Origin of the sequence: Chryseotalea sp. WA131a (assembly GCA_025370075.1) — a bacterium.
Classification (GTDB): Bacteria; Bacteroidota; Bacteroidia; order Cytophagales; family Cyclobacteriaceae; genus ELB16-189.
The window spans coordinates 4,699,136-4,720,360 of record CP073016.1; the positions used below are offsets into that span (position 1 = coordinate 4,699,136).

At 41.6% G+C, this 21,225-nt stretch carries 18 protein-coding genes; 6 read left to right on the forward strand and 12 right to left on the reverse strand.

From position 1 onward, the window contains the following. Positions 1-49 precede the first annotated feature (49 nt). Positions 50-2,233, reverse strand: coding sequence for a tetratricopeptide repeat-containing sensor histidine kinase (locus KA713_21705; protein UXE67009.1), 2,184 nt, complete (start codon positions 2,231-2,233; stop codon positions 50-52). A 989-nt stretch (positions 2,234-3,222) separates the two neighbouring features. On the opposite strand from KA713_21705, the gene KA713_21710 reads away from it, so the two are divergent. Beyond that, positions 3,223-3,369, forward strand: coding sequence for a hypothetical protein (locus KA713_21710; GenBank protein UXE67010.1), 147 nt, complete (start codon positions 3,223-3,225; stop codon positions 3,367-3,369). 578 nt (positions 3,370-3,947) lie between these two features. Here the strand turns inward: KA713_21710 and KA713_21715 are convergent. Next, positions 3,948-4,136, reverse strand: coding sequence for a hypothetical protein (locus KA713_21715; GenBank protein UXE69222.1), 189 nt, complete (start codon positions 4,134-4,136; stop codon positions 3,948-3,950). 56 nt (positions 4,137-4,192) lie between these two features. On the opposite strand from KA713_21715, the gene KA713_21720 reads away from it, so the two are divergent. Together KA713_21720 and KA713_21725 are read left to right on the forward strand one after the other, a co-directional pair. Then, complete coding sequence (locus tag KA713_21720) at positions 4,193-4,720, forward strand: hypothetical protein (protein ID UXE67011.1); 528 nt, start codon at positions 4,193-4,195, stop codon at positions 4,718-4,720. 1 nt (position 4,721) lies between these two features. Further along, complete coding sequence (locus KA713_21725; GenBank protein UXE67012.1) at positions 4,722-4,895, forward strand: hypothetical protein; 174 nt, start codon at positions 4,722-4,724, stop codon at positions 4,893-4,895. Positions 4,896-4,920: 25 nt separating this feature from the next. Here KA713_21725 and bioB read toward each other — a convergent pair whose 3' ends face one another. Next, complete coding sequence (bioB, locus tag KA713_21730) at positions 4,921-5,904, reverse strand: biotin synthase BioB (protein UXE67013.1); 984 nt, start codon at positions 5,902-5,904, stop codon at positions 4,921-4,923. Positions 5,905-6,008: 104 nt separating this feature from the next. Then, a complete protein-coding gene (gene sppA, locus KA713_21735; GenBank protein ID UXE67014.1) occupies positions 6,009-7,787 on the reverse strand; it encodes a signal peptide peptidase SppA in 1,779 nt (592 codons plus the stop codon). An 82-nt stretch (positions 7,788-7,869) separates the two neighbouring features. On the opposite strand from sppA, the gene folK reads away from it, so the two are divergent. Then, positions 7,870-8,355, forward strand: a complete 486-nt coding sequence (gene folK, locus KA713_21740) for a 2-amino-4-hydroxy-6-hydroxymethyldihydropteridine diphosphokinase (protein UXE67015.1) — start codon at positions 7,870-7,872, stop codon at positions 8,353-8,355. A gap of 38 nt (positions 8,356-8,393) precedes the next feature. Here folK and KA713_21745 read toward each other — a convergent pair whose 3' ends face one another. From KA713_21745 to KA713_21760, 4 genes are all read right to left on the reverse strand, one after another. After that, positions 8,394-9,128 carry a 1-acyl-sn-glycerol-3-phosphate acyltransferase gene (locus KA713_21745; GenBank protein UXE67016.1) on the reverse strand — a complete coding sequence of 245 codons (735 nt, stop codon included), beginning with the start codon at positions 9,126-9,128 and terminating at the stop codon, positions 8,394-8,396. A 14-nt stretch (positions 9,129-9,142) separates the two neighbouring features. Further along, complete coding sequence (locus KA713_21750) at positions 9,143-9,550, reverse strand: putative toxin-antitoxin system toxin component, PIN family (GenBank protein UXE67017.1); 408 nt, start codon at positions 9,548-9,550, stop codon at positions 9,143-9,145. A gap of 1 nt (position 9,551) precedes the next feature. Next, on the reverse strand, positions 9,552-9,758 hold the full coding sequence (locus tag KA713_21755; GenBank protein UXE67018.1) for a hypothetical protein: 207 nt from the start codon (positions 9,756-9,758) through the stop codon (positions 9,552-9,554). A gap of 117 nt (positions 9,759-9,875) precedes the next feature. Next, the gene (locus KA713_21760; GenBank protein UXE67019.1) at positions 9,876-11,072 is read right to left on the reverse strand and encodes a methyltransferase domain-containing protein; all 1,197 of its coding nucleotides are present in this window, start codon (positions 11,070-11,072) and stop codon (positions 9,876-9,878) included. 151 nt (positions 11,073-11,223) lie between these two features. Here KA713_21760 and KA713_21765 point away from each other — a divergent pair, with 151 nt between their 5' ends. Continuing rightward, complete coding sequence (locus tag KA713_21765; GenBank protein UXE67020.1) at positions 11,224-11,688, forward strand: hypothetical protein; 465 nt, start codon at positions 11,224-11,226, stop codon at positions 11,686-11,688. A gap of 4 nt (positions 11,689-11,692) precedes the next feature. Here the strand turns inward: KA713_21765 and KA713_21770 are convergent, their stop codons facing one another. The 3 genes from KA713_21770 to KA713_21780 form a co-directional block, all read right to left on the reverse strand. Beyond that, positions 11,693-12,103 (reverse strand): Rieske (2Fe-2S) protein, encoded by a 411-nt coding sequence (locus tag KA713_21770; GenBank protein UXE67021.1) that lies wholly within the window; start codon positions 12,101-12,103, stop codon positions 11,693-11,695. Between the two features lie 58 nt (positions 12,104-12,161). Further along, positions 12,162-16,361, reverse strand: a complete 4,200-nt coding sequence (locus KA713_21775) for a CHAT domain-containing protein (GenBank protein ID UXE67022.1) — start codon at positions 16,359-16,361, stop codon at positions 12,162-12,164. Positions 16,362-16,466: 105 nt separating this feature from the next. After that, entirely contained in the window at positions 16,467-16,811 is a 345-nt protein-coding gene (locus tag KA713_21780; GenBank protein ID UXE67023.1) for a helix-turn-helix transcriptional regulator, read from the reverse strand. A gap of 166 nt (positions 16,812-16,977) precedes the next feature. On the opposite strand from KA713_21780, the gene KA713_21785 reads away from it, so the two are divergent. Further along, complete coding sequence (locus KA713_21785) at positions 16,978-17,688, forward strand: hypothetical protein (GenBank protein ID UXE67024.1); 711 nt, start codon at positions 16,978-16,980, stop codon at positions 17,686-17,688. A gap of 39 nt (positions 17,689-17,727) precedes the next feature. On the opposite strand, the gene scpA is transcribed toward KA713_21785, so the two are convergent. After that, on the reverse strand, positions 17,728-20,694 hold the full coding sequence (gene scpA / locus KA713_21790; protein ID UXE69223.1) for a methylmalonyl-CoA mutase: 2,967 nt from the start codon (positions 20,692-20,694) through the stop codon (positions 17,728-17,730). Between the last annotated feature and the right edge of the window lie 531 nt (positions 20,695-21,225).

The following is a 21,225-nucleotide window of genomic DNA, read 5'->3' on the forward strand; positions in this document are numbered from 1 at the left end:
AAAGATAAGGTTTAAACTACGAACTGCTAGCCGCACAAGCAGTGGCACCCTAGTTATTGGTCTCTTGGTCAAACTCAATAATGGGTGGTTCTTCTTTTCGCAACTGCGCCATCAAGGCCTCGTTTAGTTCCATTACTTGATCGGTGGCGTCTTGAGAAATCCGTATTGAAAAAGTTGTTCCTGCTTTAGATGTCTTCTCTAGTTTGATAGAGCCCTGCAATCGATCTGTGCAGATCTTGCAAAGATAAAGGCCCACCCCACCGGTCTCTGATTTTTCGGATCCGCGCATAAACATAGTGAAAACATCTTGGTTGGGCTTTACTTCAATGCCCACCCCATTATCTTTCACCACAATGATGGCATCGGAGCCAGCCGATTTTACGGATATCTTCACATAGGGTTCAATCCTTTTCGATTCGTTGAAAAACTTGAGCGAGTTGTCCACCATGTTTTCTAAGATCATGCGGATTAGGATTGGATCAGAAACGACTTTAAGATTTGGCTCCACTTCTATAGAAATCTTGATATACTTGAGCAGCCCGTTTTTCCTTTCGAAATCCTTAATTTCATCCATCATCTTCACGAAGTTGATCTCAACAGCCTGAAGGATGGTGTTGGTGATGTCCGCTACTACCGTGATACGGCTGAGGGTGCGGATCATCTTTTCAATTTGTGTGCTTTTCTTTTCCAGCAGCTCTTTGGAGAACACATGGTCGTTGATGTTGTCAAAGCCTAGGTTGTTAAGCCCTTTGAGGGTAGCCACCGGTCCGCGGATATCGTGCGAAGTCTTGTATAGAAAATTGCGGAGGTCGCCCTGGGCTCTATCTAGTTTTTCGTTGGTCTTCTTTAAGTCTTGCGTTCGCTCCAGCACTTTCTCTTCCAGTTTCAGGTTGACCTCTTTTAATTGCTTACTGTACTTGCGTTGAAAAATGATGAGTACAAAGGCGAACGTAAGCACGATCAAGGTAACGGCAACAATGACTGAAGATAACTCTCGTTGCTTCTTCAAAAGCTTGTCTTTCAAAACCAATACTTCGTTTTTTTCCTTTATGGTTTTAATGTTTTCGCGTTCTGCAAAGTTGGTTTGGACTTTGGCGAGATTTTTAATTAATTCTTCTGAATAGATGCTGTCCTTTAACTTGGTATATTTTCCGAGATAATATGCTGTCTTTTTAAAATCTAGCTCTTTACTATATATTTTAGATAGTTGATCGTATAACTGTATTAAAGATTCAGCGTAATCAGAAGTTTCTGCTAAACTAAGTGCTTCATTCAAATATTTTAACGCTTTCTGATCATTTCCCCGCGCGGTCTCTAACATACTTAATTGATGTAGATTATCAATTTGGTAAATTATATTGCTCTGTTTCCTCGAAATATCCAATGATTTAATCAAACAATCTTCTGCTTTATTTAAGTCCTTATTTCCGATATACGAAGTACCTAACCCAAGCAACCCCTCTCTTTTCATGTTGTCGGAACAATCGGCATTGCAAAGATTGAAACCCTGCTTAAACTGGTCTATCGCCATTTGGAATTCCTTTATCTGATTGTAGCATAAGCCAAGATTTATGATAATACGGTCAAGATCCCTTAAATCAGAAATTTCTTTTTTTATCTCAATGGCTTTTTGATAATACTCGATTGCCTTTTTATGATCTTTCAGATGATAAAACACTAAACCAATATTATTCAAAGCAGTAGCTATTGATTTTTTATCACCCTCCTCCTCGCGAATTAGCAAGGATTTAAAATAGTACTCCAGTGCCTTATCATAGTTCCCAAGATAATCATAAGCAAGTCCAGTGTTGTTAAGGATGAATTTGATTTGCTTTTTTGCCTCTGGAAGTCGGTCTTTGTTTCGACTCGCAACGCCTAATATATTTATTAAGATTTCAATAGCCTCATCATTTTTTCCTAGATCCATAAGTGAGTAAGCCACTTTGCGACCTCCTTCAACAATCTTTGTGCTATCGCCAAGTTGTTTTGCAAGTCGATCAAACTCCATTGCATACTTCAAAGCAATTTCGTATTCCACTTGGTTGTACTCTTTGAATAACTCATTCAATACATCCAGCTTTTCGTAGGATGCTGGGAGTTCAAGTTTTTTTTCAAGTGAGTCAACTCTTTTAATGTTCTGCGAAAATAAATTGATAGATAAGAATCCTATGAAACATATTGTTAAAGTGCTATGCTTCAAAATATTATACATGAGTAAGGAACCAAATGACATTCAAAATTATTTTAAAGCTTAGTTATCCACCTTTGCGATGTCAAAAATAAACAACCACTAAATCCTAAACTTAAACTTTTATATGATATGAAAAAAATGCTCTACATCGCTTGGGTTCTCGTCATTAGTTCAATGGTTTTTTCTTGCACCAAGGAAGAGGTTAAACCACAAGGAACAACCGCTCAACCCACTGGAACCGGATTTAAAGAATAATTTGGTCTTCATTGTAAATAAATTTTAAACTAATAAAACTATAAATAACTTAAAACGCTATGAAAAAAATACTCTACATCGCTTGTGTCTTGATGATTGGTTCGTTTGTTTCTTCTTGCACCAAGGAAGAGGTTAAACCACAAGGAACAACCGCTCAACCCACTGGAACCGGATTTAAAGAATAATTTGGTCTTCATTGTAAATAAATTTTAAACTAATAAAACTATAAATAACTTAAAACGCTATGAAAAAAATACTCTACATCGCTTGTGTCTTGATGATTGGTTCGTTTGTTTCTTCTTGCACCAAAGAAGAAGTTAAACCACAAGGAACAACCGCTCAACCCACTGGAACCGGATTTAAAGAATAATTTGGTCTTCATTGTAAATAAATTTTAAACTAATAAAACTATAAATAACTTAAAACGCTATGAAAAAAATACTCTACATCGCTTGTGTCTTGATGATTGGTTCGTTTGTTTCTTCTTGCACCAAGGAAGAGGTTAAACCACAAGGAACAACCGCTCAACCCACTGGAACCGGATTTAAAGAATAATTTGATTTTCATTGAAAATAAATTCTAAACTAATAATACTTTAAATAATTGATAACGCTATGAAAAAAATACTCTACATCGCTTGTGTCTTGATAATTGGTTCGTTTGTTTCTTCTTGCACCAAGGAAGAGGTTAAACCACAAGGAACAACAGTTCAACCTACTGGAACAGGATTTAAAGAATAGTATATTATATTATAAAAGCACAAAAACACTTTAATTATGAAAGCTAAATTAATCATTATTGCCATCGCAGCGGTTACCCTTTTGTCTTTCGCTTTTACAACAAGTAACAAGAAAGCCCCTGGTACTAAAAGTAATATTGAGGAGTCAAGCGGTTTTGCTTTACAAGATAGAGATCAGTTTTAATTTCATAAAAGAGATTAAACTTAATCTGATTTGATTTCAAATTTACTCCTTTTGAGACTGGAGTTTAGTGAATCTCCGAAAAGGGTTTCGGATAAATGCCAACTTTCTAGTCACGCATTGTAAAAGCTTAGTTTGATAGGAGTCAACTGAAATCCTTCAACCTTTCTTCAAAGAACGTACTTTAATTCGTTTTGTTTACGATTTGTAGCAAACGAATCATCTTAAAACGAGCCTATCGGTGGTTTCGTTTCCGAGAGCATGTTTTAATCAGAAGCCTATTTCAAAACATTATGAAAGTTCTTGGCTCAGGTGAACCTTTAGTATTGAGGTTTTATCTAAATCTTACCTTTCTATTCACACGTATTAAAAGCGTGATTTGATAGGATTCATTTTAAATCCGTCAATCTTTCTTCAAAGAACGTACTTTAGATACGTTTTTACAAGTACTATCAGAGTATTGAATTGTAATTTTGGACTTGTATTCTTAAGTTTTCGAATGCAACCTTACATGTCAAAACCCCTATTTTTTCGCTAAATGGATTTTTTAGTCGGTTGAAATAGCATTGAAATGATGGCCTCTACCTATTCAGAATTGATGCCTTTTCAAAATTTTTATATGCCTTTCTCGGTCTTAAATTCAGCACCTGAAACATCTGCTGGTCTTGAACTGTGCCGGGGTTGGGGGTAGTCAGTAGTTTATCACCGGCAAAGATGCTGTTGGCGCCTGCCAAAAAACAAAGTGCTTGTTCTTCCAGCGCAACTCTTATTTTTTTTGGTAGAAAAACGTTGTCCTCTCATCAATAATTTTTCTTAAATTGGATGTGTGAAAAGAAGGGAAAAAGGACTCGATTTTGAAGTAGATAAATTAACCAATTCGATTGAAAATGTTATCACTGGGGATAGTTTTCAAACGGATATCTCATTAGTGTCACGAGTTGATCTCAAATCAGCTACTAGAGCAAACGGTTGGGTTTTTAATTGGGTCGCTGAATTTAGAGAGCCTGTAAGAGACGTTTATAAACTTACCATAACAAACAACCCGTCTGTAATTCAGGGTCTCATTAGTTTAGAGGTTAAGGACACGCATGTTTATCTTCACTTGATTGAAAGTTCTCCATTCAATAAAAGCAAGACAAAAGTTTACGCAGGCGTTCCTGGAAATTTGGTCGCCTTTGCATGCAAATTGGCATTTCAACGCGGACATGAAGGTAACGTTTCTTTTATCTCAAAGACAAAGTTGATTGATCATTATGAAAGAACTTTGGGGGCTGTTCATTTTGGCGGTCGCTTAATGGTAATAGAAACAGGTGCTGCACTGAGGCTTATTAACAAATATTTCCCTAACAATTAGTATGAAAAAGAGACTAGAATTAGATGTCGATTTTATTGGAGGCCAAGACCCATTATCAATTGAGGAAGAGAAAGCACTAAGAGACTTCTTTAGAAAACGGAAATTGGAAGCCACAAAGCGTAGTGCTGTAAGAAAGCAAACTCCCAATATCAAAAAAGCAAAAATTAAAGCCTGATTAACTTAAGTGGTTAAGTTGAATTCTATGCAGTCAAAATAGCTGCTTTCTCTAGGTTTTTATACGCCTTTCTCGGCTTTAAATTCAGCACCTGAAACATCTGCTGGTCTTGAACTGTGCCGGGGTTGGGGGTAGTCAGTAGTTTATCACCGGCAAAGATGCTGTTGGCGCCAGCCAAAAAACAAAGTGCTTGTTCTTCCAGCGTCATCCGCACTCTTCCTGCCGATAAGCGGACCATCGCCTTGGGCATGATGATGCGCGCTGTGGCGATCATTCGAACCATCTCCCAAACGGATACTCGTTCTTGTTCTTCTAATGGTGTGCCTTCTACTGGCACGAGTGCATTTACAGGAACCGACTCGGGATGCTCGGGCAGAGTGGCAAGGGTATGCAACATGCCGATGCGATCTTCTTCACCTTCACCCATGCCAATGATGCCGCCCGAACAAACGGAAATTTTCGCTCCACGCACATTCTCTAATGTTTCTAATCGATCTTGGTATGTGCGGGTAGTGATGATATCGCCATAAAACTCTTCGCTTGTATCTAAGTTATGATTGTAGGCATATAAGCCTGCCGCTTTTAGTTTGTCGGCTTGCTCGTGGGTGAGCATGCCCAACGTACAACAAACTTCCATGCCCATGGTGCTCACTCCTTTCACCATCTCTAGCACTTTATCAAAATCTTTGTTATCACGCACTTCGCGCCAAGCCGCACCCATGCAAAAGCGTGTGCTGCCAGCCTCTTTCGCCTCTAATGCTTTCCCGATTACTTCTTCTACCTCCATCAGTTTGTGCACTTTCACATCGGTGTGATAGCGTGCTGCTTGTGGGCAATACGCACAATCTTCCGGGCACCCGCCTGTCTTCACCGATAACAATGTACACACCTGGACTTCCTGCGCATCGTGGTGTTCTCGGTGCACGCTAGCTGCGCGATAAATCAAATCCAATACAGGGGTGTTGTAAATTTCGGCAATCTCTTCACGGGTCCAGTTGGTTCGAATCATATTTTAAGTATTAGATGTTGGGGCCTGGGGTCGTGGGCATTAGGGATTGGGCACTTGGGGATTAGTTACTAGCGAGTCCATTTTCAAAGTTTCAAATCAACGTGTTAACGAATTAGGACTTCGAAAGGCATTCTTGCTTGCGCACCTTGGTAGCTTTTCAATTTCTTGAGTTGTTCTACCGTATGGTAATGTTCACCTAATTCTTCGCGAAGCATTCTGGTTTTGGTATTCTCTTCCATGTCGCTCATCCATTGTTCGAAGAAAGACTTTTGCTTTGGATAAAATTTAATTTTGTAATCGTTGCTCACGCCTGCTTTTTCGGCCGCAATTTTCACAGCATCCTCAAATCCGCCAAGCTCGTCTACCAATCCCTTTTCTTTTCCCTGAGTGCCTGTCCATACTCGGCCCGAAGCTACCCTGCGCAGGTCGTCCACGTTCATCTTTCGGCCCTCGGCCGCTTTGGAGGTAAAGGTTTCGTAAATAGCATCTGTTCTTTTTTGCCAGATTCTTTTCTCTTGATCTGTCAATGGGCGTGTAACGGTGACCAATTCGCCTACCTCGCCTGTTTTTACTTCTTCAAAAGTGATCCCGATTTTATTGTTCAAAAAGCTACTCAAATCAAAAAGCACACTGAATACGCCAATGGACCCTGTGATGGTGTTCGGTTCGGCCACAATCGTGTTGCATCCCATTGCTAAATAATAACCACCCGATGCGGCATAGTCGCCCATGGAGGCGATCACTGGTTTTTCTTTCGCTGCCAATGTTACTTCGCGCCACATCACATCCGATGCCAATGCACTTCCACCGGGAGAGTTGATGCGCAGTACAATTGCTTTTACTTTTTTACTGTTGCGGGCTTTGCGGATTTCTTTCGCGAAGGTGGTAGAACCAATTGTTCCTTGTTGTGCTTTGCCCGGCATAATGTCTCCCTCGGCCACAATCACCGCAATTTCATTTTCAGAGGATTTATAGGTGCTCACTGATTTTTTATACTTGCTATACTTCACAAAATCAATATCCGTCTCGCTGGATACACCTAATCGAGCTTGTAGCACATCCAATACTTGATCGTAATATACGAGCGAGTCAATCAACTTTAATTCTTTGGCTTGGGCTAGGGTAGTGGCTTGCATTTTAGAAGAGATTTCTTTCAGCTTTATTTCTTCTATGTTTCGGCTGGCCGCTATTTCTTTGACCATTTCGTTGTTAATCCCGTTGATCAATTCATTTAATTGAAGTTTGTTGGCTTCGCTCATTTTATCGAGCATAAATGGTTCCACTGCACTTTTAAAATCACCTACCCTAAAAATTTCTGGTTTGATTTCGAGCTTATCGAACATCTTTTTGAAAAATGAAACTTCAATGGCCAAGCCGTTAAACTCTAAGTCCCCTTCTGGGTTTAGGTATATTTTGTCGGCAGCCGAAGCAATGTAGTAGGCTTGCTCGGTCATCACTTCGCTATAGGCAATCACCCATTTGCCTGATTTTCTAAACTCCAATAGTGATTCGCGTATCTCTTGGGCGGTGGCATAGCCACTCATAAACATCGATACATCTAAGTAAATACCTGAAATCTTAGCATCCTTGGCGGCAGTTTTAATGACGTGCTTGAAGTGGAGCAAGCCAATGGTGGGGTCGTTTGCACCGGGCAACGGCAATCCCTCAAACGGGTTCTCTATTTCTCCCTCCGAAATGGGCACATCGAGTTTCAAATGGAGCACTGAATTTTCGTTAATGGCCACCTCGGTGTTTCCATTGGTAGCATCCGAAAAGGCTGTGCCAATCATGCCAGCTAGTAGAAAAAACAATAGAAAAAATGCGATGATAAACGCTACTAGCGAACCCAAACAGGAGGCCAAAAAGGATTTAAAGAAGTTCATAGTCGATGATTAGGAGGCAAAAGTACAGAAAAGGAAATAAGATTTTAGATTGTTGAAATTAGATTTTAGATTGTAACGATAAATGGAAGAACAAGTTTTTTTATTGTTGGGTACGAATGATGGTAACCGAATGGCCAATCTAAATTCGGCCAAAGATGAAATCAAAAAATCAGTCGGATTGGTAGTGGAAGAAAGTGCTATTTATCAGACTGCTGCTTGGGGCAAGACAGACCAACCGGATTTTTACAATCAGGTGCTACTGTTGCAAACGACCATGTCGCCAGAAGCTTTATTGCTGCATCTGCAACAAATTGAAAAAAAACTTGGTCGGGAAAGAAAAGAAAAATGGGGCGCCCGTATCATTGATATTGATATCCTCTATTTTGGAAAGACGGTTCTAAATACTCCAGACTTGTTGATCCCACACCCAGCCATTGCCCTCAGGCGGTTTACGCTAGTACCACTGGTTGAAATTGCTCCGCATTTTGTTCACCCTGTGCTGAAAAAAACCAACTTGGTTTTGCTCCAAGAGTGTGTGGATGTTTTAGCGGTGAAGAGAGTGGATTGAGGTGTTGATGATATTGAATACTGAACACGGACTACCGTTTACCGACTGCCTTCCGTCAACATTCCTTTAATTTGTTGCAAAGCTTTTTCTTTTAATGCTGAAATATCGGACTCCGCAGTTACTTTGATTTCTTCGCCCACAACAATTTTAATTTTTCCGGGCTTCATATTAACAGTGCCAGGCGGCATGAGGGGACCCGCTCCGATAACAGCCAACGGCAGAATGGACTGTTGAGTATCTACCGCCACGCGAAAGGCGCCATCTTTAAATGGTTGCAACAATTCGGCAGTGCGGTTTTGTGTACCTTCTGGAAAGATGAGTATTGAAATATTGTAGCCCAATATCTTTTTTAGAAAATTGATACTTTTTTTTCGGCTGGCCGAATCGCCTCGATCTACCACTACACAAGTAGCTTTTGTAACCCATCCAAACACAGGGATTTTTAAAAGTTCCTTCTTCGCCAACGGCCTAAACTGGCCGCGAATCATCATGGCAATGCCGGGCAAATCTAGAAATGAGGTATGGTTGCTCACGTAAATAAACGCCCTTCCTTGCGGAATGCGCTCTCTGCCCACCATTTCATATCGAATAAAAGTGAGTTGACTAAACACCCACGACCACAACTTCATAAAAAAATAAGTGATGGCCACTGCTCGTGCCCCAAAAAAAGCCGGGATCAAAATCCCCGGAAGGAAAAGCAGCATGAAGAAGGTAAATACGAATAAGACCCAGGCTTTGTAGGGAAAGAGTAGAATTGATTTTACTGTTTTCAAGTGTTTGTGTTTAACTAGCTAAGATGAGAATCTAAAAAATCTTGCAATGTAATTGCTCGGATGGAGGGAAATTCATTTTTGTTTAGCGCGAGCAGAGCCTTATCGTGTGTTACCAGCAAATCTGCCGAGGACGCTAAATAGGTATCGGAAAATTTATTATCATCAGCATCTGACGATACAAGGTTAAAATTATAGTAAACAGACTGAAGTTGAGTATTGTCAGCAGTAAGTAAGACACCCATTAAATTATGCGTTACCTCATCTCCCCAGAACTTATTGAATTTTTCTTCGTACTCAAAAAGTATTTCAGGGGAAACACATAGAACAAACTTGTTTTCTAAAAACCCGTCAAACACTTTTCTGTAGATGGAAGTTTTTCCAATCATGCTGAGAAAGCAGTTGGTATCGATTACTACTTTCAATTTATTGTTGCTTCAACCATTCTTTGTAAATCTCGGAAGTATAATTTCTTCGTTTTTCTTCCGATTCAATTGAGGCTTCCAGCTTGTCTCGGAAATACATATTTAATAGCGACTTAATTTCCTTAATCTCTCTCTCGTTTGTTACATGCTTAAAACTCTTTAGAAGCTCAAGTTGCAGGTCGGTTATTTTGTTCGATTGGGTAACCATATCAATTTTTTTTTGTAAAATTAGCGACTGATGCTACGTGAAACAAGTTGGATATTCTACGTATCGACTACCGATCACCGAATGCGAACCACCCACTGACCAATTACTAGTTGCTCATTACCCAATTCGCTTCAACCTTGCCATATAAAACCCATCGTAGCCCTGCGAAGGTAAAAACGTTTTTTGTTCTACCAATTCAAATTGTGAAGAGTGGCTTGCTAAAAACCGTTTTACTTGTTCTTCATTTTCAGAAGGCAGAATGCTGCACGTGGAATACACGAGCATGCCGCCCGGTTTTACCAAGGTGCAGTAGTCGGTAAGGATGTGCTGTTGAAGGTCTTTTACACGAGCGATAAAATCCAAATTCAATTTCCACTTCGCATCGGGATTGCGCTTTAATACGCCCAAGCCTGAACACGGTACGTCCAGCAACAATCGGTCGCACGAATTTTCTAATCGCTTGATGGTTTTGGAACTTTCAATCACACGGGTTTCAATGTTGCTGGCACCCGCTCTTCGCGCTCGTTTTTTTAATTCTTCCAGTTTCCATTCTTCGGTGTCGAGTGCAATGATTCTTCCTTTGCTTTGCATGAGCGATGCCAAGTGCAACGTCTTGCCTCCCGCGCCAGCACATGCATCGATCACGCGCATGCCGGGCGATACTTGCAAAAAGGGAGCAATCAATTGCGAACCACCATCTTGTACTTCAAACAATCCATCTTTGAATTGCTGACGCGTAAAAATATTTTGTCTTTGCTCAAGTAAAAGTGCATCAGGAAAATCGACAGGTGCTTCCGTGTGAATGTCTTCTGCTTCTGCTAATTGTTTTTGCAATTCGGCACGGGTAATTTTTAATGTGTTTACGCGCAGCACTACTTTCGCTTCCTCATTTAACGCTTCCAGTTCTTTTTCCCAAGCGGTACCCAATTCTTGTTGGCCAAGTTCATCCAACCAATTGGGTATGGATTCCCTTAGCTTGCGATTGCTCTTTAATTCTTCATATAAGGCGCGTACACGCTTTGGCTTGACTTCCGCCAGTTCTTCCCAATCCGGAAATTCTGTTCTGTTCCAAATGCACCAAACACCCAGTAGTTTCCAATAGTCTTCATCACCTGCTTGCGCCAATTCTTTGAATAAACGATACCAGCGCACTATATCATAAGTGGTTTCGGCAATGAAGCGCCTGTCGCGGCCGCCCCACTTGGGGTTGCTCTTCAAAATTTTTTCAATCACTTTGTCGGCATATTTCTCTTCTTTAAAAATTTGCTGAAGCCCCTCGACCACTGCCACACATAAATTACGGTATAGTTTCACCTTTGCTTTTTTTGTGGAAATTTAGGCATCTCTTAAACAGAAAACTACATTCAATTTACTGGATCACTCTTTATGAAGAAGATGTTGCTATTTGGTGTTAGAATAATCCCAAAATTACTTGTATTTTTGAACAGACTATAGTTAAAATTATATGAGAAAAATTGTTTTGCTTTTAGTTCTTTGCCTGGCCGCTTATTTCTGCCAAGCCCAACAACAGGAAAAATTAACAATCGGTAAAGATTTTTGGGGATACAAATACTACGAAGGTACTGCTAAGATTTCTAAGCAAGAGGCCATGCGGAGATTAGAGGCCAACCCTGAAGCGTTAAAACTATTTAAGCAAGGGAATGCAAATCTTGCGCCTGCAGGTATATTCAGTTTTGCGGGTGGCTTTATGATCGGTTGGCCAATCGGACAAGCCATTGCCGGGAAGCAAGATCCGCAATGGGCATTGGCGGCTGGCGGTTTAGCTTTATCAATTGTTGGGTATTCGTTTGATAAGTCATTTCACAACAAAGCCAACAAAGCATTTGATTTATACAATACAGGAAGAACCGCTACATCATTTCACTTCAATATAAATAGTAGTGGTCTAAGCCTTGCTTATCGATTTTAGGTTTTCAAGAGAAAACACGAAGACTTGTTCCAGTCAGCGAGGTATTAAACTTTCTTAGTGGTGAAGGGGCTGGTCCTTTTGTAACAGTTCCATTTAAGCTGAAGGTGCTACCATGATTGGAACAAAGAAAATTGTTGGAGGCTGCTTGAAAATCTACCGGGGTCCCTTGGTGGGTGCAAGCTCGGCTAAGGGCAACAAAGTTCCCTGCCGAAACACGAACAATGATAATGCCCTGCGAAGTAACCGAGCCTCCATCTGAATTAAGTGGGGCATTGGCCGACAATGATAAGTCAAGAGTAAAATCAACATTCGAGGGTGTGGGATCCGTGCTATTGCTGCTGCAGGAAACCAATTGACCACAGGCACAAGCAACTGTGCTTAATCCGATTGTTTTAACAAATATTCTTCGCTTCATGAATTACAGCAGTTTTTTATTAAACAATCTTGTTTGAAAAAGGTTTAGCGTGAATGTTTTATTCAATACCAATCATCATAAATGCACCCCAGTATATTGGATCAGGATATTCTACGCGTAATTCTTTTTTGGCATCTACAAAGCTTTGGCGCATGTTGTTAGTGGTGAGCCATTTTTTGTAAAAAGTAAGAACGAGTTTTTGCGTGGCGGCATCATCCACTTTAAACATACTCATAATTAATACTTTTGCGCCAGCCACTAAGAAAGCTCGCTGCAATCCATACACCCCTTCTCCGTTCGAGATATCGCCCAATCCTGTTTCGCAAGCACTTAGTACAACTAAATCGGTTTTATCTAGGTTGAGGCTCATGGCCTCGTAGGCTGTTAAAATTCCACTTTCAATGTTATAGTTGAAATTTGTTTTGTCCAACACATCACCTGCTCCGCGCAAAAGCAACCCACATTTCATCAGCGGGCTTTCCGATAACTGGGCTTCGCTTCTGGTCAATTTTTTGGCATCGTCTTCGTCCACCGTTGGAGAATAAAATCCATGTGTGGCAATGTGAAAAATTTTAGGGCTCTCTTGTTCTTTCACCCGCTCTTCGCTAGCCGATTTATCCATGTACTCAAAAGTCTTCCATCCTTTTTGGTTCAATAAATCTTGAAGCTCGTTAACCTCTTTCTCGGTACCTGGCAAAGCGGCCACCCGATTGCTGTTGGAGGCTGTCATGTAAAAACTGGGGTTTCCAAACATGGTAGCGGTATTGCTGGGCAAACCGCCTTTTGATTTTACTTTTCGGATGTATAGATCTTTGCTATTACTGATGATCACAATGTTGGCATTATCGATAATGTATTTTCCATCAGGCGTAGGGATCGCCTCTAAGTTTAATTGATTGTACACGCCATCGGGTGAAATAAAAATAGTAGTGTTGATGCCAATGGCTTTTGCGATGGGCTCCCAAAACACTTTGTACGAATAAGCATCGGGAACTTGTCCTGTGATACAGTTTCGGTAGTACTTAAAGAACCGGTTCTCCATTCGGTGTCCTTCGGGTAGTTCCACTACTTTGGGTCGGGCGTCATCATTTTTTACATACAAGGCTACATAAATGACCGAATCCGTAAAGTTATGGTCGAAATGACGGTAGCGTACCATTTCAATGGCCACTTCATTTTTGGCGATTGATTTTTGTACATTTTCGTAGGTGATTTTTTTGTTTTCAAAACTTTGCCCAAACAATTCCGATTTTTCGCTCAACGTAGCTTCTAGCTTTTCAACTTCATTGTTCAGTGAAGGTAGATCAATCGCATTGAGTGTCAATTGCTCTGTACTCATGGACAAAGCGTTGGTCAAAAATTCTTTCTTGGTTAACCATTCGCTATAGATTTTTTTTAAATTTTCGTCTGAGCTATTTAATATGCGCTCGCGTATTTTGATGGAGGAACTTAAGAGCAAGGCTTTGGTCAACAACTGGTAATTATAAACTTTGCCAGTTAAATCTTTAAAGTCATCCAAGTTTCCAAATGCGAGCGTATTGTAAAACTCAAAGTCAGACTTGATCGTATTCCAGAACTTTGTTTTTTCACGTTCGCTTAGTGCTGGGAAATATTTTTTAATGAAGTTTTCGTAGTCATTCAATGCTTCCTCAATATTCTTTTTTGCCTTCTTAAAGTCTTTTTGCATGTAATAAACTTTTGCTTGTTTGGAAAGAATCTTTACATACTCAGGGTGGGTGCGGTTAAAATATTTTTCGTAGATGTCGCGGGCTTGATTGTAGAACTCTTCTGATTTTTTGTAATTCTTGATCTGATAGAACACGTCTCCGGTTAGTGTATAAATAGCGGCCGAGTTGACATTCCCCTTCGAGCCTGTCTTTGCCCGCCAAATGCCTTCTGCTTGAGTGAGTGATGTAAAAGCAGTGTTGTATTTTTTAGCACCGATGTTGATGATGGCCACATTTTTAAGAATATCGGCATACTGTGGATTGTCCAGCCCCAACCGCTCGCCCATTATTTTTTGTGCCTCCTGCATCATTTTCTCCACCGCAGAAAAATCTTCGCCTTTGTAAAACTTAATTAAGGAAAGTTGCGCCAACAATTTGGCTACCTCCACGTGGTTGCGACCAAATTGCCGCTGTTGGTTGGCCAAGGCTTTTTCAATGTTTTCTTCTGCTTTGTCATAATCGCCAATGGCATAGTCGATATCGCCCAGCAGCTTCAATGGCACTGCAGTTTTAGACGACTTTTCACCGTATACGTTCAGTGCTATTTGATACGCCCGATGCGCCACTTTATCGGCCTCGGTGTAGTCTCCTTTAGCTAATATCAGCCGGCCTTTATTCACCAGCGGCTCCACCAAACGAAGGGAACTTACCCCGTAGAGTTTTTCGTATTCGGGTATCAGTTTATTCAACAACTTTTCTGCCCGGTTGTAATCGCCCAGTAAAATCAATAAAGAAGTAAGCTCTTTGGCGGTGGCAAGTTCATCAATGCCCACATTGTTGTCCGATTTGGCGATCATCCGACTGGTTTGTGCCAGGCTTTCTTTCGCATCATCAAACAACCCGCGCAGGCCTTGCAAAATGGCACGCGTTTCCAATACTTCAATCCAATGCAATTCGCGGTTTTCGCCCGGGCTATCTTTGTCCCTTACTATTTTTAGTGCCTCTTCTACTTTCTTCGAAGCCTTTTCAAATTCTCCCAGTTTAATTTGAATTCTTGCTACGTTGTTGAGTTGTGTGGCATACGCCACATCTTTGTTGTCGTATTTTACACGCGCTACTTGGATGGATTTTTCCAACACCGAATCGGCCTTGGCGTATTGATCTGTAAGTTCGTAAAGGCTGCCAATATGATTTAGAATCTCGAGAATATCTTGGTGTTGACTGCCAATTTGTGGTGCCACTATTTTTACAAAACTCTGCTCGTAAATCTCTAGTGCTTCAGGAATTTTGTTGGTGTAATCCAGGTAATGGTTCGCCAATTTTATTTTTGCTAAATGTGATTCAGGCGCTTCTTCGCCATACAGGTTGTTTTTAATTTCAATGATGGATTTCAAATAACTTTCTGCATTTGAATAGCGCTTTTCGTACAGTGCCAGTTGGGATAAGAATTCAAGTGTATTCACCATTACCGCGCCTGGCAGTAACTTGGAGTTAGCAAGCAAGGCATCCGCATCTTTCTTCAAACTTTTAACTTTGTCGTCCGTCAGTTTTGCCTCCAGCTCAATGGCATCAAACCGCAAGGGGTAAAAACTTCCTTTACTGAAGTGTTTGTTGATTACCTTGAGGTATTCTACTTTTGTCTTCACATAGTTGGCGCCTCCTTCTTTGATCAGCTCTTTCAGGTGTTCCTCATAAATATCCACCGCTAAATAGTGCGAAAGTTTGTATTGGCTGACTAGGTTGTTGACAATGCGGCTAAAGTCGAGGCTTTTTGGTAGCGACACGTTTCCATTTTCCTTCAGCATTTTTGCATTGTAAAATTGGTTGCGAACGTACGCCACGCTCGACTGGCCTAAATTTTTAGTTGCCCACGAAGCCACAAAGGCAAAAGCAGAATCGGCACTTCTTAATTTACCTTGGCGAGCATAACAACGGCCCAGTAGTGTAACTACACGGCAATAGTCGTCATAGCGCTTGGCCAATTCTTCCTCTGGCAATTTGCGGCTTTTCAAATTTCCTTTATCATCTACATACGTTTCTTGCTTTACCGCACGGCCAGCAAAATAAACGGAGTTATCGATGAGCAGCTCAGAGGCTTGCACATAAAAACCCTGGCCCTGCAACACTTCAGCTTGGGCTACCTCCCACTGGGCTTTTATGTCTTCGTTAAAAAAATCACCTTTGGTAAAAATATCTTTGGCCTCGGCTAAATGCTGTTTGGCCACCACGAAGGAACCATAGCGCGTATAAAGCGCTGCTGCTTCTAGCAGTACCATACCGTGATTTTTGCTGCTTTCTGAATTTACTGCAATGCTGGTGGCAATAGCTGTTTTTAGATCTTTTTCAAAATCATACATGCCGGATGCTAGGTCGCACTTGGCGATCATCAGGTGATAGGCAACCAGATAAGGGTTATTATTCCCCAGCTTTTTAAACGATTTATTCTTGAACTTCTCTAAAGACGATAGTGCCTTTTTATAGGCGCCCACTTGGTAAGCGGCCTCAATAGCGGCCATGGTTTTATCGTATTTTGGCTGGGCTTGCACCGAAAGTGAAAAAACCAAGATGACGGGCAGAATGATTTTTTTCATAAACCAGAGTTTGGTGAATTAAAAGTAATGATTTTTACCAATACAAGTCAGTACACAAGTAGACCAGCTATTTTTAGAACTTGTTTACATGGCGATAAACGCTGCTTAACGTTCAATCTTCCTCACCCGCTCAGTCAAAGATTCTACCATTTTGTTCAGCCTGTTAATTTCATTTTTGATATGTTCCAGTTCACTGTAGTTTTTAGCTAAACTATTAGCGTTGGTTTTGTAAATTAAATCAGCTTGATTTATTAATTCTGATGCGCTCAAATCGAAGACATTGGCAATTGCCTCAATTCGAGAAATACTAATGTCGCTCTCTCCACGCTCAATTTTGGCAAATGCCGAAGCGGTGATTTTTATTTCGCTTGCAACATTCGACTGCGTCAGTCCCTTCGCAGCTCTCAAAATCCTTATTTGTGTGCCTAAATTCTTCAAAAATGTCTTCATGCTACAAATTTAGTAATCCAAGGTGCAAATTCTGTTTTTAAAATGACAGAACACACAAGAAGAAACTTCGTTGACCGAACAGGCAAATTGAATAAACCTAAGCGATAAGTAACAGACTTAAAAAAAACTGGAGTAGAAGAGCGGTAATAGTTAAGTAAATCAATTTATGAAACAGATACTATTCTTTGTTTGCCTTTTACTTGCCGCACACTGCCAAGCGCAAGAGCCAAACCGGCAGCAAAATCAGGAAATCAGGAAGAGTATCACTTTTTACGGTATCGTGCCAAGCTTTCAATTTTCACAAAGCAGTGGCTTAAATCAGTCGCTATCTGGCACTGGTTACCCTTCCATCCCAAACTCCCAGTTTTTCTGGGGGTTTGGTTTTACTTACACTGCCAAACGATTTTTTTTTGGTTGCGATTTGTCGCTCAACTTACAGACCAGATCAAATGATGCTTTCAGTTTAAAACGGCAATCAAACATTACAAACTTGCAGTTCGGTTACCGGATAATAGAGTGGGGTAATACCTCTTTAGCGCCTTTTGTTGGGATAGGTCTTACCGACAGCCGTGTGATCCTGTCGCGCAACACAACCTCCAATACCCTGAGTAATTTTTTGACACAGGGCGGTAATGCCACTGACATTAACCACACACAAGAGGGGCTGATTTTTGGTCTAAGTTTAGATTCTAATCGTCTTTACAAAAACGAAAGCCCATTAATAGCCTCGTTCCGTGTGGGGTACATGTGGGCCATGTATCCGTACGAATGGCAAGCACCGTTTGGCCAATTGCAAAATGCACCAGTAGACAAGCTAAGTCATTTTTTCATCCAAATGAGGATTGGAGCGATGCTAAACTGGGACGATTGGGATTGAAATTTGTGAGGGCAACGCTGCACTTTTGGTTTTTTAAAATTATCCCAGAAGTTTTTCCAATATCTCCTTCGCAGCTTGTGTTACGGGCGTGCCCGGGCCAAAGATGCCACTCACACCACACTGAAGTAAAAAGTCGTAATCTTTTTCGGGGATCACACCGCCTGCCACCACCAAAATATCGGGCCGGCCAATTTCTTTGAGCGCGTTTATCAACTCGGGCACTAATGTTTTATGCCCCGCGGCCAAGCTGCTGGCACCCACCACGTGCACATCATTTTCGGCCGCTTGTTTGGCTACTTCTTCAGGCGTTTGAAACAACGGCCCAATGTCCACATCAAAACCCAAGTCTGCAAAGCCTGTGGCGATTACTTTCGCACCACGGTCGTGGCCATCTTGCCCCATTTTGGCAACCAATATTCGCGGACGTCTACCATCCAGTTCTGCAAATTTATCGGAGAGCTGCCGCACTGCGTTTAATTCATCTTGGTCTTTCATCTCACTTGAATATACACCAGAAATAGATTGAATGTTTGCTTTGTAACGTCCAAAAGACTTTTCCATCGCCATCGAAATTTCACCCAAGGTGGCACGTGCGCGCCCCGCCACTACTGCCAACTCCAACAAATTTCCCTCTCCACTGGCGGCTGCTTTTTCAATCGCTTGCAATGCTGCGGTTACTTCTGCTGCGTTGCGGTCGCGTTTCACTTGTTCGAGGCGTGCAATTTGTTCTGAGCGTACGGCTGTGTTGTCAATATCCAAAATGTCGAAATCTGGTTTTTCATCGGTGCGGTACTGATTCACACCTACAATCACATCTTTGCCCGAATCAATCCGCGCTTGCTTGGCAGCTGCGGCTTCTTCAATGCGCAACTTGGGCAATCCACTTTCAATGGCTTTGGTCATACCGCCCAATTTTTCTACCTCCTCAATCAATGCCCATGCTTTTTCAATCAATTGCTCGGTAAGGTGCTCTATATAGTAAGAGCCGCCAAGTGGATCCACCACTTTGGTGATGCCTGTATCTTTTTGCAAATACAATTGTGTGTTGCGTGCAATCCTTGCGGAGAAATCAGTCGGAAGGGCAATCGCCTCATCGAGCGAATTGGTGTGCAGGGATTGTGTGCCACCCAAAGCTGCCGCCAAGGCTTCAATGCTAGTGCGTGCTACATTGTTGTAAGGGTCTTGTTCGGTGAGGCTCCAGCCAGAAGTTTGGCAATGTGTGCGCAACGCCAACGACTTTGGATTTTTGGGAGCGAATTTACTCACCATTTTTGACCACAGAAATCTGCCGGCTCGCATTTTCGCCACCTCCATAAAAAAATTCATGCCGATGCCCCAGAAGAAAGACAGGCGCGGAGCAAAATCGTCAATGGCAATGCCGGCTTGAATGCCAGCACGAATGTATTCCAATCCATCCGCCAAGGTGTAAGCCAACTCGATGTGTGCTGGCGCACCTGCTTCGTGCATATGGTAGCCACTGATGCTGATGCTGTTGAACTTGGGCATGTGGCTAGAGCAGTACTCAAAAATATCGGCCACGATGCGCATGGATTGGGCAGGTGGATAGATATACGTGTTGCGCACCATGAACTCTTTTAAAATATCATTTTGAATGGTGCCACTTAATTGCTTTGGCGTTACCCCTTGTTCTTCAGCAGCCACAATATAAAATGCCATGATAGGGATCACTGCCCCGTTCATCGTCATTGATACTGACATTTTATCGAGCGGTATTTGATCGAACAGAATTTTCATGTCGAGCACTGAATCGATGGCCACACCGGCTTTGCCTACATCACCCATTACGCGTGGATGATCGGAGTCATAACCCCGGTGCGTAGCTAAATCAAAAGCAACCGACAAGCCTTTTTGTCCTGCTTCTAAATTTCTTCTATAAAATGCGTTTGATTCTTTTGCGGTTGAAAACCCAGCGTACTGGCGAATCGTCCACGGGCGCACGGTGTACATGGTAGCGTATGGTCCCCGCAGAAAAGGCGGAACGCCCGCTTGCGAATTTTCCGTGATGGGGGAGGATATGTCGCTTGGGGAGAATGACGGTTTTACTTTGATTTTTTCTGCCGTCAGCCATTCATTTGACAATTGCTCACTGCCAACTGCCAACCACCTACGCTGAATGTCAGCGTCCTGACCCAAAGCGTCAGGACTGCTTACTTTTTCAATTTGAATTCCCAACTTCTCAATGATCTGCTCCACCAACGAATCAATAAAATAAGACCCTGCCAACGGATCTGCTACTTTCGATAAATAAGATTCTTCGCGCAAAATAGATGAAACGTTTCTTGCCATCCGCACCATGGTTAACTGCGAAGCGTGCTCTGGAATAACCGTTAACTGATCGCATCCGCCCAAAACCCCCGCCATGGCAGCATAGGTTTCGTAAATCAAATTGCCGTGTGGCTGATACGTTTCTTTCGAAAATGGCACAGACTGCGCGTGAATACAAACCGCTTGGGTGCCAGCCATGTCCGCCCATAAGGCGCGCAACGCTTTTAACTTGGCTATGGAAGTAAAGAAATTAGCTGAAACAGAAACCGAAAAGCAAATTTTTTGCGAAGCTTGCGAAACCGAACAACCCTGCGCCATTAAAAGACGTTGGGCTTCGTTTGCTATTGAAAGAGCTTTCCTAATTTCTTCAATGATGTTTTCGTTTGATTCTACTTTAATTCCGCAGGAATGAAAGAGTGGCCAATTTAACTTTGCCGCCACTGTGTAGTCGATAGCACCTTTCCAAAAAAAACATCCGGATAATTCTTTTACATCGTATCCTTTTTCGGTTTGCTTAATAAATTCATCAACAAACGAAACACAATCAATACCAAGCAAAAAACTCACTCGACAATAGTTCAGTTGAATCCCTGACAAAAGTTCTGCGGCCGATGTTTGCGGATGAATAATTTCGAACAGGATTCCATCGGCACCGTTTTGCAAGTGTAGCAAAGCTTGCTGGTTGGCGGCTTTGGCGTTTTCTACTAAAACTTTTGGCATGTTATGCCAAGTTCTTGCACCTAAGTACGGATTATTGGAAACTGGAAGAGTAGGTGCTGAGCTTTTTTGGTCAGCACGAGTATAATAGGGCTTAATCGCAAGACCATTCTCAGAAAAAGAAAGTTTCTCAAACGGATTTTCGCCATTCAACTCTTGTTTGGCGGCTTCCACCCAGCTTTCGATCGATTGTTTCGAGAAAACTTCTGACCAGTTATCGATTTTTTCCATAGGGAGATGCAAACGGTTTCAAGTTGGACTTTAGTTGCGAAGAATGCAATAGAAAATTTTGAACTTTAAGTAAAAGAGCCTCGGGTGTTGCCTTGCCCCGCCCTTTTCGAAAATAAAAAAAATAAATTCAAAAAATTAGTTTACGGTTTCCCTGATTTTTGCGATAAAAACCAAATAATTTTTTCACTATAAAATAAATTAAAAAGTCAAGGGCAAAATTTATTTTTCTTCTCTTTTCTTATTCAAAAATTTTTACACCTTTGTCTCCCCGCGAGAAAAAAAAAGTAAAAAAACGGCCCAACC